The sequence below is a fragment of the Roseivirga spongicola genome (genome assembly GCF_034376045.1).
Taxonomy (GTDB): Bacteria; Bacteroidota; Bacteroidia; order Cytophagales; family Cyclobacteriaceae; genus Roseivirga; species Roseivirga spongicola.
In genome coordinates this window covers 4,306,547-4,321,007 of record NZ_CP139724.1, presented here as the reverse complement: position 1 = coordinate 4,321,007, position 14,461 = coordinate 4,306,547, and the positions used below count along the sequence as shown (strand labels likewise).

Genomic DNA, 14,461 nt, shown 5'->3' with positions numbered 1-14,461 from the left:
GTGTAAACACGCACCAAATGATTCAAGAAGAGTTCCTACATTTCGTCTGGCTACATCAATATTTCAATCCGAAACAGCTAATTACTACCGATGGTAAATCGGTAGAAGTATTGAAGCCTGGATACCATAACCATCTGGCAGGCCCAGACTTTAAGGAGGCTAGTATCAAGCTTGAAGGAATTCTTTGGGCAGGTTCAGTAGAAATTCACGTTAAGTCGTCTGATTGGAGTGCGCATAAACATGATGGAGATAGCAACTATGACAATGTTGTGCTCCATGTGGTGTTTACACATGACCGTGAGATATTGAATGCCGATGGGCAGCCCATTCCAACATTAGAACTCAAAGGTCTTGTTAAACCAGGCCTCCTTTCTAGGTACAAAACTATTGTAGAAAGTCAGACCGATATTCCATGTGGCAATTCATTTCATAAAGTTAAGGCGGTTACCAAGCTCTCTATGTTAGAGTTTACTTTGGTAAGAAGGTTGGAACGTAAGGGAGATCTTTTCAAGGAGATTCTGGAAAGCAATAATCAAGACTGGGAGCAAAGCACCTACCAATGGTTGGCGAGCGGATTTGGCTTTAAAACAAATTCAGAGAACATGCTGCAACTGGCTAATGCTGTGCCCCTCAAAGTTTTGCAAAAGCATGCAGATTTAAAACAATGGGAGGCATTGTTGTTCGGTGCTAGCGGCTTGTTAAATGCTTCTGACAATGATGCCTACGCTAATGAATTACGTAGAGAATACGCTTTTTTAGAACGTAAGTATGAAGTGAAATCAAGTCTTAGCTATAATCAATGGCACTTTTCAGGAGTGCGTCCTTCTAACTTTCCTACAGTAAGAATTGCTCAGTTCGCAGCGTTGGTTCATAGCCATCCAAACTTATTTAGTCTATTTACCCATTTTACAGATTTAGTTAGTCTTCAAAAACTGCTTCAGGTTAGTCCGTCTGAGTATTGGAAATCGCATTTGAATTTTGGGGCGAAAAGCAAGTTTCAGAATAAGGCAATGTCTAAATCTGCTGCTCAAGGACTTATGATAAATACCATTGCCCCATTACTAGTGGCTTATTCGGAATATAAAGATGATGCTGATATGTTAGATCGGGCCATGAATATCTTAATGACCCTTCCTGTAGAGCAAAATCATATAATTCGAAAGTGGCAGACTTTAGGGTGGAACGTAAACTCTAGTTTCGATACTCAGGGACTAATCGAGCTTTATAACGAGTACTGTTTAACTCGTAAATGCATGAAATGTAAGATTGGTATTGAGTTGGTAAAGGCCTGAATACTTATTTTTTGATACGAAAAGGCTTAACTTTGCACCCGCAAAAAGAGCTATGGAGAATCCTGTAATCATATTTGGAGCAAATGCACTCGGTAGAGCTGCAAAAGAGATTTTTGAAAGTAATGATATTATCGTTTATGGTTTCTTAGACGATAATGAAGAACTGCACGGACAAACGCTTGGTGAGCTAAGTATTTTGGGCAGAACTGACGATGATGGCTTTCTTAAACTTATCGGTAAAAAGTGTGAAGCCTTTATTGGAGTTGATGACCGTCAGCTAAGAAAAGGCTTAGTAAAGTTGATAAAGGAGAGAAGAAAGATGATGCCAGTGAATGCTATTCATAGCAATACTGAAATAGCACCGTCTGCCAGTGTAGGTCATGGAGAATTTATAAATAGTGGAGTAATCATTGGCGCAAATGCTAAAATTGGCGATCACTGTATGATCCATACAAACGCTACTATAGACTTCAGCGCCAAACTTGGAGACTTAGTTCAGGTTGGACCTGGTAGTGTTGTGGGAAGCGAGGCAGAAATTGGCGATAACGTATTCATTGGTTCCGGAGTAACCATTGTACCAGGAATAAAAGTTGGTAAAGATGCTAGAATAGGAGCAGGGTCGGTGGTAATTGCCGATGTTGCTGATGGAGAAACAGTATTCGGAAATCCAGCTGCTAAAGTTTAGAATTCAGATTGAGAATGCTCTGATAATCTTCTTTAGGAGGAGGAGCCCGCAGGGCGGAAGAGGTTTCTGATATTCAACTAGAAATTCACCCTACAAGCAATAGGGCAGAACATATGGAAAAGAAGTATTCAATTTTATTGTATTACTGCTACGCGAAAATCGAGGATTATGAAGCGTACAGAGAAGAACATCACCTTTTTTGTGTTGAAAACAACTTAAGAGGTAGAATCATTATTTCACCTGAAGGACTTAACGGAACTGTTTCGGGCTTAAAAGAAGACTGTGAGAAGTACATGGCTTATGTACATTCCGATGCTCGATTTGCCGATACGGAATTCAAGGTTGAGGCACATGAAACCATGGCTTTCGCCAAACTTCATGTGAGAGTAAAACCAGAGATAGTTCACTCAAGCTTGAGGCATATAGATCCAAGGCAAAAAACTGGGACTTACGTTGAACCGCAAGACTTTAGAAAAATCCTTGAAGAACAACCTGAGGATACCGTTATTCTAGATGTTCGGAGCAACTACGAGCACAATGTAGGTCGATTCAAAAATGCCCTAACCTTAGATATAGATAACTTCCGAGACTTTCCCGAAAAGGTGAAGGAGTTAGACCACCTTAAAGGTAAGAAAGTGGTTACCTACTGTACAGGTGGTATTAAGTGTGAAAAGGCCAGTGCCTACTTATTAGAGCAGGGTTTTGATAATGTCTATCAGCTTCATGGTGGGATTATTAAATACGGAATTGAGGCTGAAGGAAAGGATTTTGAAGGTAAATGCTACGTTTTCGATAACCGTATTACTGCCGATGTAAATCATGTAAATCCAAGCATTGTTTCTAAGTGTTTCATCACTGGTGAACCTACGGATAGAATGGTGAATTGCGCCAACCCGGAGTGTAATGCGCATATTCCTATGACTGAAGAAGCTGGATGGTTAATGGATGGATGTTGTTCCGATGAGTGTCGAAAAAATCCTGCAAGAAGACCTTACGATGGTACTGGATACTATCAAAAGAATACCAATCACTATAACCCTTTAAAGGGTGTGAAAAGAGAGCCAGCTAAAATCGACTAATGGCTGCCAGAAGAATTCCAGAATCAGAACTAATTCTGAACGATGGAGATAGAATCTACCATCTCAATCTAACCGCTGAGATGGTAGCGGATACCATTATTGTTGTAGGTGACCCTGATAGAGTATCGAAAATAAGTAGGCACTTCGATAAAATTCATTTCCAAGAGTCTAATAGAGAATTAGTTACTCATACTGGTGAAATTGGAGGAAAACCGCTTTCTATTATTAGTTCTGGAATGGGAACGGATAATGTTGAGCTACTCATGACTGAGCTAGATGCTTTAGTTAATATTGATTTTAAGTCTAGAAAGGTAAACCGAAGGTTAAAGAAGCTCAATATCATTAGAATAGGTACTTCGGGTTGCATGCAAGCTGATATTCCCCTAGATGCGCTGTTGGTTTCAAGAGCAGGTTTAGGACTCGATACGCTCATGAGCTTTTATGATCGTAGTCTGAGTGAAGATTTAGCTGTAGTGGAGAATAAAATTCAGCGATTGTTAGAGTTACCTTTTAAGCCATATTTTGCCAAAGGGTCCGATCAGCTATTCGATCTATTTAAAGATGATATGCACCATGGTGTTACCGTTACTGCTCCTGGTTTTTACGCTCCACAGGGAAGAGAAATAAGGCTTAAACCAAAAATTACAGGCTTTATTGATACTCTAGCCAATACCCCAACCAGTTTCGGAAGGTTTACAAATTTTGAGATGGAAACTGCTGGTTACTATGCAATGGCCGAGCTGTTAGGACATGAAATGATAAGCCTGAATGCGCTAATAGCTAACAGAGCCAATCAGACTTTTTCATCCAATCATGAAAAAACTGTAGAGCGACTTATTCAGCTAGTTTTAGAGAAGCTTACTTATTCTTAGGTTTTAGGTTTCCTTGAATTAACAAATTGAATTCAACACAGGTGAGTACTCCGTTGTGAGAGTATGGACACGTTTTGTAAAGCGTTTCACCGAACCTATTCTTTGTGGTAATTACATCATCGCCCTTGCAGACGGGGCAAGTAATCAAATCATCGCTATCGCACTTTATGGTATTTAGGTAAAAGAATTTAGAGTTAACATCTGCGCTAGATGTGGTGCCTCTGTTGTTTCTAAATGCTTCTTCGGCCAGCTCCAATAAGTTTAGCGTTTCTTTTGAGAACTGTCCACGGCTTCCCTTCAGTTCAAGGTACTTATTCAACCAGTCAATACTCTGAGTATGCTTATTCATGTAATATGAATTCTTACCGAAGTAAAAACAGAAGTCGGCAGAGAGTACGTCTATCTTATCTAGCGCAGCCATAAAATATCCATCGGCCTTGCTATACTGCTCAAGGTCCATGTAATGCACTGCACTATCTATATATCTTCTGGGGTCTTCCTTCTGTTGGGCATTGGCTATAAAAGAGCAAGATGCAAACAGTACTAAGAGGAATGTAAGTCTCTTCATAAGTAAATATCAGCTCAAAAATAATAAACTCTGGAAACTAAAAAGCCTCGGTTTTTCCGAGGCCTAACTACTTAACAGTATTTAACGCTTTTGGTGAAGTAATTTATTTTGTCGCACCTTTCTTCTTAGGTAACGCAATTTTCTTTCCTGCCAGACTATAAATACCGAGACCGGTGGCAACAACTGCAGCTGTGAGTAAAATAGTTTTCGTTTTCATTTTTCTTGTGATCTCCCTGTTTAAGACAATGATTGTACCAAGTTTGTTACAGTCGTCAGATATTATTCTTTTGTCTTAGAAAAGTCTCATCATTTACACACTTAATGAACGTAAAACCCCTATCAAAAGGATTCAGTTTTTGAATAAAAATTTCCACTGGTCATTTAACAGTTTTGACGGCTTAGAATCTTTAGTAAATTCCCAAGAATATAACCTGATGAATATGACTAAACTACTTACAATATCCTTATTCGGCTTCATGTTGCTAGGAGCCATGAGTCTACCAGCGCAACAAGCAGCTCCTCAAGTAGACACTAGAATGTACGAAATTATCAATGGTGTTTCTGCTCAGAGAATTGAAGCAGATATAAGAACATTGGCTGGCTTCGGTACTAGAAATACCTTTTCCGATACGGTTTCTAAGACCAGAGGAATTGGTGCTGCCCGTAGATGGCTGAAAGCGGAGTTCGAGAAAATCTCTGCTGAGTGCGGGGGGTGCTTGAAGGTTTTTTATCAGAAAGATTTGGTAACCAAAGAAATGGGTGGAAGAGTGCCTCATGACGCTTATGTGGTGAATGTAGTGGCTGTACTTAGAGGAACAGACAACCCAAATAATTATGTGATGATGTCTGGAGATATCGACTCCAGAGCATCTAATACAATGGATTTTACAACCGATGCTCCTGGAGCCAATGATAATGCCTCAGGTATGGCTGGTACTATAGAAGCGGCTCGGGTACTCTCTAAATATAAGTTTAAGAATAGCATTGCTTTTGTTGGTCTTTCTGGAGAAGAACAAGGCCTTTTTGGAGGTGCTGGTTTAGCTAAGTACGCCAAAGAGAATAAATGGAATATTCTTGGTGTGTTGAACAACGATATGATTGGAAATATTGAAGGTGTAGATGGTGTAATAGATAACAGAACCTTTAGAATATTTTCTGAACCTACTCCAGCAAATGAGTCAGATAGAGCTAGAGCTTCTAGAAGATTTACTGGCGGTGAGGTTGATGGAAACTCTAGACAACTGGCTAGGTACATTCACAACCAAGTGTTGACCTATATGCCAGAAATGAACCCTATGATGATTTACAGGTTAGACCGATTCGGAAGAGGAGGGCATCATCGACCATTCAATGATTTAGGTTACCCAGGTGTGAGAATAATGGAAGCACATGAAAATTATGTGCGCCAGCACCAAGATATAAGGGAAGAGAATGGTATAAAGTATGGTGACGTAATAGAAGGAGTGAATTTTGAGTACGCTAAGAAACTTACAGCAGTTAACGCTATTTCTTTAGCAGGACTTGCATGGGCTCCTCCTGCTCCAGAATATGTGAGAATTGGTGGAGCTGTTCAGCCGTCTACCACATTGCAATGGCCAGAGTCTAACGATCCTGACATAGCAGGTTATAAGCTATACTGGAGGCTAACTACTTCTCCTACTTGGGATAATTTTATTTACGTAAGCGGAACGAATGAGTATACTTTAGAAGGAATAGTGATAGATAATTATTACTTCGGAGTTGCAGCGGTAGGTAAAGATGGAAATGAATCTACAGTGGTTTTCCCGTATCAGCAGCTAAGAATGGGAAGAAGGTAGATCGAAAGGTTGATTACAAAAACACCAAGGGACTATATCTCCTTTGGTGTTTTTTTATGCGTATTAATTTTATCTGCCTCTTCCTGAAAGAAATCTTTAAGCCGATGTACACCATACCGTGGTGCAATATTGTCTTGAGCCATCATACTCAGAAAAAACTCGTAAGGTCCGTAGGTTTTGGAGGTGGTAAAGGCTCTAAGTAAGGCTAATATGCTCTTCCTAACCCAGTCGGGTATATGGCTTATTTTTATTTCAAACTTGAATGCTTTTAGTGCTAACTCAGCTATTTCTTCTTGAGTTAAAATATCCGGACCTCCTACTTCAATTTCATTTGTAGAAGTTTCGATAGAGTCAACCACAACCCTAGCTAAATCCGCTCCATGAATTGGGTTTAGCATAAACTGACCTTTCCCGAATAAGAATACTTTACCTTTTCTAGCCATTTGTAGAAAGTCTTTCATGTCAGAGAAAAATCCATTAGGTCGAATGACAGTGTAGTTGAGAGTTGACGTTTTTAAGTAATCAACAAAAGCCTCTTTTGCTTCAACTAGCTTTAGGTGGCGCATCAATTCTCCATTCAAAACGGAGATGTAAACCACTTTAACAGCTCCAGATGCTTTCGCCTCATTTAGTAAGTTGACATTAGCTTGAAAGTCTACATCTTTATAAGTTAAGCCATCCTTTTGACGGGTAATACCTACACAGCTGATCAGTACGTCTCCATTATTTATGATGCCGCTTAGCGTGTTGGGCTTTGTTACTTCTGCTTCAATCAGCTGTTTGTCGGTTAGGTTTAGTTCATAAACGCTTTCCTTCTTTCTCACAATTGCCCCGAACTCTATCTTTCTAATTTGTAACTCCCTTATTATATGCTTTCCTAAATACCCAGAGGCTCCAGCTACAATTACTCTTCTTCCTTCCATTGTTTTTTCTGTAAAGATGAGCTACTGACAGTAGGCTTTCGTCCGGCTGTGTAATTCAGAACTGCAAAGTGAGTTTCCGGACTTTTTTCGGAGCTTTTAAAAGGCTTGTTTGCTGGTCTGTAGTTTAACCCAGGCCTTTGGGGTGGTGCCAGTGTTTTTCTTGAAAAACTCATTGAAAACTGACTTGGAGTTGAAGCCACTTTCATAAGCAATGCCCAATATAGAGAGGTGTTGTACTTCAGGTTTTAACGCTATTTTTTTGAAGTGGGCTAAACGATGTTGATTAATGAATTCATTAAATCCCTTGCCAATTCTGTTGTTTAGCAGCCAAGAGAGTTTATTTGGGTGTAGGTTTAGTTTTATGGCTAACTCACGTAAGCTTAAGTGAGAGTCTAAATAAAGCAAGTCTTTACTCATAGAGCTATTTAGCAATTCTAAATAGTCGGTTACTTCTTCTTCCGATAATGTCTCACTTTTACTTTCCTTTATCTCTTCATGTAAAGAGTTTACAGAATCAAGGGAATAGGTAAACTTTAGTTTTTTCACCTCGTCTGTTTGCCTTAAAGGGGCAAGGAGTGGATCGAATCTGAAATTAATATGCTGACCAGATTTGTCGTAGAAGGCATTTATGAGAAGCTCAATTGCTTTGTCTTTTGTACCGCCATACCAGGCTAAATAGGTACAAACGGGTAGGTGAAACGTGGAACTTTCGTTCAAACTTAGGCCTGATTGTTCTCCTTGTTTTATCGTCTTCCATAGGTGGAGTAGCGTTTCTCTTTTATCGGAAGCGAATTGCTTTGTTGTATTTATGAACTCATTTTCTTCATTCTGTTGTATTTGGCAAATAGCTTTTAACTCTAGTGCCATTTCCCAACCTTCATTGATGCTTAAGCCCTTGTCTATACTTGTAATAGCCTCTTTGTATTGCTCTTGTAGATAATGATTCCAGGCAAGGATGTAAAAGTGATTGGGAGAATTTGGGTTCAATTCAATAGCTCTATCTATGCTTTGTTTGGCTTCGTCAAAATGTCCATTGGCATTAAGTAGTTCTGCTTTAAATTCTAAAGCATCTGAGAAATTTGGGTTAATCCTCAATGCCTGATTGAGGTGTGATTGGGCTTTCTCAAAGTCCCAATTACCAATGAAGTGATACAGCCCCTTGGTGTAATGATACTCAGCGAGTTCTGTTTGTTTATCTCCTAATTTCTTAATGAAGTGGTGGGCCATGTAAAGCGCTTTCATTCTATCGGCCAAATTCCAAGCCGCCTGATGGACAAAGCTCTGACTTAAACCTAGATATGGTAAAGGATATTCTGGGTCTAAAGAGATGCTCTCTTTAAAACTCTCTTGCGCTTTCTGAATGCTCTCAACGGTCCATTGTAAAAGAAAGAACCTTCCCTTGAGATAGGCTTGGTATGCTCTAGTTTCTGAAGTTTTAGGAGTTTCAAAATCGTCCTGTATATCAAAGTGGCCAAACTGCTCTCGAATTCTGTCTGCGATTAGTCGGCTTATTTCGTCTTGAAGATTGAAGATGTCTGTCAGTTCTCTATCAAAACTCTCAGACCAAATATGAAAACCAGTGTCTGTTCTTATCAGCTGGGTAGATATCCTTACTCTATTGGCTGCTCGCCTTATACTTCCTTCTAAAACTGTGCTTACTCCCAAATCATTTCCGATATGTCTAACATCTACCTGTCTGTCTCTATAGCTAAAAGAAGAGGTCCGGGCTGTCACTTTAAGCCCTTTAATTTTGCAGAGGGTGTTGATTATTTCTTCCGAAATGCCATCGGCAAAGTATTGATTGTCAGGGTCTCCACTTATATTGTTGAAGGGTAATACGGCTATAGATTTTTGATTGATCACAATTAATTAGTAGAGAAGTGTAATTACATGCTTATTATTGAAGTAGCGCTAAACACAAACCAATGAAAGTCGACCAGTTCCTGTTTAAGGACGATGAATTTAAATACTCTCATGAAAATATAGAAGATAAGAATTCGGTTTCTTTTGTTCTTGTTTTTGCCCCTAGGCAGGAGATGGAATCTCAAGGTTGGTTAAAAGGTATTAGTGAAAAGTATCCGCAGGCAGATATTGTTAGTTGCTCTAGCTCTGGAGAGGTTTACTTATCTGAAGTTTTAGATAATTCAGTTACAGGAATGGCCGTAGCATTACAGAAGTCTTCGGTAGAAATCCACTCTATGAAACTTGAAGATGGAGATAGCAGTAAAGCACTAGGGGAGAGGCTTTCTGCTGGTTTTACTTCGACCGACCTCAGGCATGTTTTGGTCTTTAGTGATGGCTGGCTCATTAATGGAGTAGAATTGCTTGAGGGAATGTATGGGGCTTTAGGTAGAGATGTTCTAATCAGTGGAGGTTTGGCTGGAGATGGAGCCAATTTCTCAAAAACATTGGTTGGGCTAAATGGAGAAATTGATGAAGGACAAGTTGTGGCAATTGGCTTTTATGGTCAGCAGATTGAAATAGGCTTTGGCTCGCACGGAGGCTGGGATGTTTTTGGAGATTCTCATATTGTGACGGCCACAGAAGGGAGGGTGATAAAGACTTTAGATGGAAAGTCTCCATTAAGCTTATACAAACAGTTTATGGGAGATGATGCGGATGGATTGCCAGGGGCTGCATTGTTATATCCATTATCTGTTGTTATTCCTGAATCAGAATCGCCCTTGGTAAGGACGGTTTATTCAGTAGACGAAGTTTTAGGTCATTTAATTGTTGGGCAAGAAATTCCTGTTGGTACAGAAATTCGCTTTATGAAGGCTGAGTTCGATGACTTACTAAACGGCTCATCTCAGGCAGTACAAAAGGCGCTGAGCACCCTTAATGGAGTACCAGAGTTTTGTCTAGTAATAAGCTGCATTGGGAGAAAACTTTTATTCGATAGAAAGATAGAGGAGGAAATAGCATCGACTCAATCCGTATTAGGAAATGAAGTGCCTATTGGTGGTTTTTATAGCTACGGAGAAATATGTCCGGCCAAACGTGGTTTAGCCGAACTTCATCATCAAATGTTAGCTGTTACTTTGTTTCGGGAGAACTAGAGCTTAATGCCTAGCTGGTCAAAAATAAAGTAGTATTTAAACAGTATTTTATCTGTAAAGTCATTTCGAGTTAATTCTCCTCCGTGTCCAGACTTTGGCGTTACATACACATGATATAGAGATTCGTTACTTGCCTTTTCTTGAATGGTCGCAAGAAACTTGTAAGTATGCTGAGGTACGACTCTATCATCAGTTTCGCCCGTCATCAATAATAGGTTAGGATATTCAACACCCTCTTTAATATTATGAAGTGGAGAATAGGAAATCAGATTTTCGAAATCTTCCACGTACTCTGCTGAGCCATATTCTAACAAATTGATACTTGTGCCAGCTGTTGTGAACAGGCTTTTTCTAAGCATATCGGTTGGTGCTGCTTCTGCTATTACTGCTTTGAATAATTCAGGTCTTTGAACCATAGCAGCCAAGACCAACATTCCTCCATGAGAACCTCCATTGATAGCCATTCTACCACTTGTTGTGTACCCTTTTTCTATAAGGTATTCTGAGGCTGAAATAAAGTCGTCTATAGCATTTTGCTTTTTCAATCGCCTTCCCTCTAAAGCCCACGAGTCACCTTCTGCTCCTCCACCCCTTATATTAGGCATTGCTAAAACACCTCCATGGGCTAAAAATAATGCTAAGCTCTCATCATAGCCAGGTTCTACAGTTATTCCATAACCTCCGTAACCGTATACTAGAGTAGGGTTTTTACCATCCAGTTTCGTCTCTTTAGAGCAGGTGATATACATTGGTACTTCGGTGCCATCTTTAGAATGAAACTTTACATACCTAGTTTCAATGTCATTTACTTTGTAAGGAACCGTTATTTCTTCTATGGGGACAAACTCCAGAGTTTCTAAATCTAATTTGTACCAAAGGTCTGGGTGGTAAAAAGAGCTGATATTGAATAGCGTATAATTGGTGTCAGTCTTTGGTTTAAACGGGCCGTTAATCCTTTTACCCTTAGGAACATTGATAGTCTTCAGTAGCTCTCCCTTTAGGTTATAAATTAGTGCAAGAAACTGATCGTCTTGTCTGTAAATACAGGCTATTTTATCGGTGTCTATTTGATTAATTTCTCGAAGGTTTGCATCGAATTGAGGTACTAACTCCCCCAATTGATTCACTTGGTTAATATCTGCCACTAAGACCTTACCATTGGGAGCACCTAGTGTAGTTCTGATGATGGCCTGACTTCCTATAACCTCTTCAATTGTAAAAGTAGATTGGTCGTTAGGGATAGCTAAAAAGTTGTTTAAAGAAAATCCTGAGTTGCTTCTTTTTCGGATGTATGAAATGGCTTTAAAAGCTTTTCCAGATCTATACCCAAAATGATTCATAATCAGCACATCATCATTGGCTTCAAAAAAGTTGAAAGAATTAGTACCTGTTCTATCTGGGTTTAGATAGATTAATTCGTCTTTTTCCTGACTTTGATTAATATGATGAACGTAGAGTGCTTGTCCTGTAGCTTTGTCTAATAACTCTCTACCTTCAGCTGGTGCTGAATAACGATCGTAGAAGAAAGATCGGCCATTCCATACTATATTGCTGCTCATCCTTAAGAACTGTAAATTTTCTGGAAGCATCTCTCCTGTGAGCAGGTTGAAGACATACGCTTTTCGCCAGTCAGAGCCATTTACAGAAACTGTTACAGCAACAAGGCTTTCTTCTTCATTGAGGTAATAATCATCTACAGATACAAATTCACCTTTTGTTTCCTGCTGATCTCTTGCTTTAATTAGATACTTCCAGTTGGTTTCATTTCCTCTTTTGTACAAGAGATCAGCAGACCTGAACGACTCTTTAGCTTCAAATTTGAATTGAAACTTCTCAACGCGTTCCTTTTCAATCAATTGTTTGAAAGACTCTGTAGACTCTTCTTTTACATCATAGTAAATGCTTCCAATCTGAGCCTGAAGAGTTCTTTTGTAAGTTTGCTGCCTGCCTTCCTTATCAGTTATTTTCTTTTGTTCACTTAGCCATTCTGACAACCTAGGATCATTAGGATTTTCCATCCATTGATAAGGATCGTAGATTAGAGTATCAAAGTATTTATCGAAAATGCTGTCTTTTGGTGCAACCGGATAGCTATAAGTCTGTGATCTAAGGTTTGCAGAAAAACAGATTAGGAAAGCGAAAAAAGTGAATGTTTGCTTAAGCATTGTGGAGTTAGAGGATTTGCGCGTGAATTAGGGGAAATCAAAGTAGGGAAACAAAGATTTTTTTGATAGCGGTTAGCTATTTCTTTATGGGGTAGATCAAAACAAAAGCCATTCAATTTGAATGGCTTGCTATATTCTTAAAATCTACGGCTGTTTAATTTTCTAAACCATTGGGCCGGGTTTTTCCAGCCTCAACCATGGTTGTAATAATTACCACTCCATTTACTGCTCTAAAGCCTAATGGAGCACCATCCTTCATTACATTGACTGAAACTATTTCTTCTGGGGCTAGAACAGATATGTCTTGCCAAATTTGCCCATCTACCATGTAAAGAGCAGTGTTGTCTTTACCACTGAGGTATCCTATGTCTCGTATTACAACTCTTTTTTGACCTAGCTCGGTGTAAACTTTAACACCAGGAAATTTACCCTGTAAAAGAGTGAAAATGTCTGGGTAGGTATGATAGTCATTGTTATACTCTAAAAAGTTAGACTTAGAATAGAATAAAGATTCTTCGGTAAGATGCCCTGATCCGATGGCTATTTTTTCATTGTTTTCGCCCTCTAAGAATAACATTTTTACATCGAGCTTTTGGCCTTCTACCACTTTTCGAACTTCTTTTCGAAATCCATTTCCTTCAAAGACCAGTTTGTCTTTTGCATTGATTTCAATGGAGAAATTCCCCATTTCATCGGTGGTGACGGTTTGCTTAGACTTCTTCGAAATAATTTCGATGTTGGCAATAGGAGTATCCTTAAATGCAAAGACTTTCCCGGTAACTCGTTTGGTTTGAGCAAAGGTTGATGTAGCCAAAAGTAGAATTACCAGCGCGAATAATGAGGTTTTGAGCTTGTTCATAGTCTTACAAGATAGGTATAAAATTTATGTAATGAAATTAAAGTGCTGTAAGACAAGGGGTTGTTGAGGCTAAGACCACCAACGCTCTGTAAAGTTTTCCGAATAGTTACAAAGTTCACCTACTTGTGGGGTGAGGTTTGTTAACTTGATTTGAGCAGCTTCTGAAAACCGTTCTATTGGTTCTTGCCAAGTATGTTGGGCCAGTTTAAAGCCAGCCCAATGTACCGCCATTACTTTTTCAACCTTGGCGTCTTGTGCAGCCTGAATAGCTTCTTCTGGGTACATGTGAATCTGATGCCACTGTTCATTGTATTGGCCGCATTCCATGAATCCAAAGTCGAATGGTCCGAGTCTTTCTCCCACTTCTTTAAAGTGTTTGCCATAGCCGCCATCTCCACTGAAGTAGATGTTTTCACTTTCTGTTTTGAATGCCCATCCACCCCAAAGTGATTTAAACCTATCTGTTAGTCCTCTGCCAGAAAAGTGCCTAGAAGGGGTAAAGGTGATTTCAATTCCCTCAAATTCGCTCGTGTCCCACCAATCGAATTCTTCGATTATACTTGGGTCAATTCCCCAATGCTCTAAATGTCTACCACAGCCAAGGGCAGTATAATATTGCTTTACTTTTGGTCTCAGCCTTTCAATGCTTGCTAAATCAAGATGGTCGTAGTGATCGTGTGAGAGTAAGAGTAGGTCTATCTCAGGGAAGTCATCGATTAAGTTGAGCGTGTTTTTCGAAAACCTTGCGGTTTTGAAAGGAGCGATTGGTGCAGCATCTGGCCCGAGCATCGGATCAATAAGAATGGTTTTGTTATTCATTCTCATCAGTATCGCAGAGTGACCATACCAGATAAATTTAGCTTTGTCTGAAGGTTTTAAAAATTCCTGTTTATTGAAGGGAATGACGGAAATTGGTGTTTCTGGCATTCTACCCTTATTCTCGAAAAACTGCTTGTAGAGTAGCTTAGGCATAGATGCCAAGCTGATGCTCATGTTAGTATCTTCTAGGTTTTCGAATTTTCCGTTTTTCCAGTTGGGTGACTGGCTATACCTTTCAATCAGCTCTTTTGTGAGCTTACCACCAAATTGCTTTATCATACACTAATTTCTCAAGCCGAAACAGAAGTTTCAGGTCAGTCGTT

At 39.5% G+C, this 14,461-nt stretch carries 12 protein-coding genes; 6 read left to right on the top strand and 6 right to left on the bottom strand.

The window, feature by feature from the left end:
- Positions 1–17 precede the first annotated feature (17 nt).
- From T7867_RS18930 to T7867_RS18915, 4 genes are all read left to right on the top strand, one after another.
- Positions 18–1,292, top strand: coding sequence for a DUF2851 family protein (locus T7867_RS18930; protein WP_068220551.1), 1,275 nt, complete (start codon positions 18–20; stop codon positions 1,290–1,292).
- 52 nt (positions 1,293–1,344) lie between these two features.
- Positions 1,345–1,977 carry an acetyltransferase gene (locus T7867_RS18925; protein WP_068220554.1) on the top strand — a complete coding sequence of 211 codons (633 nt, stop codon included), beginning with the start codon at positions 1,345–1,347 and terminating at the stop codon, positions 1,975–1,977.
- 113 nt (positions 1,978–2,090) lie between these two features.
- Positions 2,091–3,056: an oxygen-dependent tRNA uridine(34) hydroxylase TrhO gene (gene trhO, locus T7867_RS18920; protein ID WP_068220557.1), complete on the top strand. Its 966-nt coding sequence runs from the start codon at positions 2,091–2,093 to the stop codon at positions 3,054–3,056.
- Entirely contained in the window at positions 3,056–3,928 is an 873-nt protein-coding gene (locus T7867_RS18915) for a nucleoside phosphorylase (RefSeq protein WP_068220560.1), read from the top strand. The genes trhO and T7867_RS18915 overlap by 1 nt, the downstream gene beginning before the upstream one ends.
- On the opposite strand, the gene T7867_RS18910 is transcribed toward T7867_RS18915, so the two are convergent.
- Complete coding sequence (locus tag T7867_RS18910; protein ID WP_068220565.1) at positions 3,915–4,496, bottom strand: hypothetical protein; 582 nt, start codon at positions 4,494–4,496, stop codon at positions 3,915–3,917. The two genes, T7867_RS18915 and T7867_RS18910, sit on opposite strands and share 14 nt — an antisense overlap.
- Positions 4,497–4,936: 440 nt before the next feature.
- On the opposite strand from T7867_RS18910, the gene T7867_RS18905 reads away from it, so the two are divergent.
- Positions 4,937–6,313, top strand: coding sequence for a M28 family peptidase (locus T7867_RS18905; protein WP_084375655.1), 1,377 nt, complete (start codon positions 4,937–4,939; stop codon positions 6,311–6,313).
- A gap of 32 nt (positions 6,314–6,345) precedes the next feature.
- Here T7867_RS18905 and T7867_RS18900 read toward each other — a convergent pair whose 3' ends face one another.
- Together T7867_RS18900 and T7867_RS18895 are read right to left on the bottom strand one after the other, a co-directional pair.
- Positions 6,346–7,236: an SDR family oxidoreductase gene (locus T7867_RS18900; RefSeq protein ID WP_068220572.1), complete on the bottom strand. Its 891-nt coding sequence runs from the start codon at positions 7,234–7,236 to the stop codon at positions 6,346–6,348.
- Positions 7,237–7,332: 96 nt separating this feature from the next.
- Positions 7,333–9,099, bottom strand: coding sequence for a helix-turn-helix domain-containing protein (locus T7867_RS18895; protein ID WP_068220575.1), 1,767 nt, complete (start codon positions 9,097–9,099; stop codon positions 7,333–7,335).
- A 62-nt stretch (positions 9,100–9,161) separates the two neighbouring features.
- Between T7867_RS18895 and T7867_RS18890 the strand changes: the two genes are divergently transcribed.
- Positions 9,162–10,295 (top strand): FIST signal transduction protein, encoded by a 1,134-nt coding sequence (locus T7867_RS18890; RefSeq protein WP_068220578.1) that lies wholly within the window; start codon positions 9,162–9,164, stop codon positions 10,293–10,295.
- On the opposite strand, the gene T7867_RS18885 is transcribed toward T7867_RS18890, so the two are convergent.
- From T7867_RS18885 to T7867_RS18875, 3 genes are all read right to left on the bottom strand, one after another.
- Positions 10,292–12,460, bottom strand: a complete 2,169-nt coding sequence (locus tag T7867_RS18885) for a prolyl oligopeptidase family serine peptidase (RefSeq protein ID WP_068220581.1) — start codon at positions 12,458–12,460, stop codon at positions 10,292–10,294. The genes T7867_RS18890 and T7867_RS18885 overlap by 4 nt on opposite strands.
- Positions 12,461–12,614: 154 nt before the next feature.
- A complete protein-coding gene (locus tag T7867_RS18880) occupies positions 12,615–13,319 on the bottom strand; it encodes a carboxypeptidase-like regulatory domain-containing protein (protein WP_068220583.1) in 705 nt (234 codons plus the stop codon).
- A gap of 69 nt (positions 13,320–13,388) precedes the next feature.
- On the bottom strand, positions 13,389–14,417 hold the full coding sequence (locus T7867_RS18875) for an MBL fold metallo-hydrolase (protein WP_068220586.1): 1,029 nt from the start codon (positions 14,415–14,417) through the stop codon (positions 13,389–13,391).
- Between the last annotated feature and the right edge of the window lie 44 nt (positions 14,418–14,461).

What these genes read in the sequence shown, in the direction of transcription:
- T7867_RS18930 (WP_068220551.1), top strand. Translation starts at nt 18, where the DNA reads ATGATTCAAGAAGAGTTCCTACATTTCGTCTGGCTACATCAATATTTC.
- T7867_RS18925 (WP_068220554.1), top strand. Translation starts at nt 1,345, where the DNA reads ATGGAGAATCCTGTAATCATATTTGGAGCAAATGCACTCGGTAGAGCT.
- trhO (WP_068220557.1), top strand. Translation starts at nt 2,091, where the DNA reads ATGGAAAAGAAGTATTCAATTTTATTGTATTACTGCTACGCGAAAATC.
- T7867_RS18915 (WP_068220560.1), top strand. Translation starts at nt 3,056, where the DNA reads ATGGCTGCCAGAAGAATTCCAGAATCAGAACTAATTCTGAACGATGGA.
- T7867_RS18910 (WP_068220565.1), bottom strand. Translation starts at nt 4,496, where the DNA reads ATGAAGAGACTTACATTCCTCTTAGTACTGTTTGCATCTTGCTCTTTT.
- T7867_RS18905 (WP_084375655.1), top strand. Translation starts at nt 4,937, where the DNA reads ATGACTAAACTACTTACAATATCCTTATTCGGCTTCATGTTGCTAGGA.
- T7867_RS18900 (WP_068220572.1), bottom strand. Translation starts at nt 7,236, where the DNA reads ATGGAAGGAAGAAGAGTAATTGTAGCTGGAGCCTCTGGGTATTTAGGA.
- T7867_RS18890 (WP_068220578.1), top strand. Translation starts at nt 9,162, where the DNA reads ATGAAAGTCGACCAGTTCCTGTTTAAGGACGATGAATTTAAATACTCT.
- T7867_RS18885 (WP_068220581.1), bottom strand. Translation starts at nt 12,460, where the DNA reads ATGCTTAAGCAAACATTCACTTTTTTCGCTTTCCTAATCTGTTTTTCT.
- T7867_RS18880 (WP_068220583.1), bottom strand. Translation starts at nt 13,319, where the DNA reads ATGAACAAGCTCAAAACCTCATTATTCGCGCTGGTAATTCTACTTTTG.
- T7867_RS18875 (WP_068220586.1), bottom strand. Translation starts at nt 14,417, where the DNA reads ATGATAAAGCAATTTGGTGGTAAGCTCACAAAAGAGCTGATTGAAAGG.